Origin of the sequence: Neptuniibacter sp., from assembly GCF_024231755.1 — a bacterium.
Lineage (GTDB): Bacteria > Pseudomonadota > Gammaproteobacteria > Pseudomonadales > Balneatricaceae > Neptuniibacter.
The window spans coordinates 1-741 of sequence record NZ_JAAEQH010000250.1; the positions used below are offsets into that span (position 1 = coordinate 1).

Sequence of the window (741 nt, forward strand, 5' to 3'; positions counted from 1 at the left end):
CTATTACCAGCTAGCCTTTTTAAGGCCAGGAATTTCACCGCGCATAGCTGCTTCGCGAACTTTAATACGGCTCATGCCGAATTTGCGAAGGAAACCATGTGGGCGGCCCGTAATGTTACAACGATTACGTTGACGTGCAGGGCTAGAATCACGTGGTAAAGCTTGAAGCTTAAGTACCGCGTCCCAACGATCATCTTCAGATGCGTTAACATCGCTGATGATAGCTTTTAGTGCTGCACGCTTTTCAGCGTACTGAGCAACTAGTTTAGTGCGCTTTGCTTCGCGCGCTTTCATAGAATTCTTTGCCATAACCCTACCCTTATTTCTTGAATGGGAAGTTAAACGCTTCTAACAACGCACGGCCTTCCTCATCAGATTTCGCAGAAGTTGTGATTGTGATATCCATACCGCGTACACGGTCTACTTTATCATAATCAATTTCTGGGAAGATGATTTGTTCACGTACGCCCATGCTGTAGTTACCACGTCCATCAAAAGACTTAGCACTCACACCACGGAAGTCACGGATACGTGGGATAGCGATTGATACCAAACGCTCAAAAAAGTCCCACATACGCTCGCCGCGTAAGGTTACTTTACAGCCTATTGGGTAGCCTTCACGCACTTTGAAGCCAGCAACAGATTTGCGTGCTTTAGTGATTAAAGGTTTCTGACCAGCGATAGCTTCTAGATCCGCAACAGCGTTCTCTAAAATCTTCTTGTCAGCTAGGGCTTCGCCCA

Annotated in this window: 2 protein-coding genes; both read right to left on the reverse strand. The window is 46.6% G+C overall.

The features are described from left to right. Positions 1 to 3: 3 nt before the first annotated feature. Positions 4 to 309: a 30S ribosomal protein S14 gene (rpsN, locus tag GY843_RS13340; protein ID WP_004589208.1), complete on the reverse strand. Its 306-nt coding sequence runs from the start codon at positions 307 to 309 to the stop codon at positions 4 to 6. Positions 310 to 319: 10 nt separating this feature from the next. Next, the coding region (gene rplE / locus GY843_RS13345) for a 50S ribosomal protein L5 (protein ID WP_297310427.1) at positions 320 to 741 on the reverse strand (422 nt) is incomplete at its 5' end.

Excerpts from the sequence above, each read along its gene's own strand:
- rpsN (WP_004589208.1), bottom strand. The coding sequence starts at position 309 with ATGGCAAAGAATTCTATGAAAGCGCGCGAAGCAAAGCGCACTAAACTA.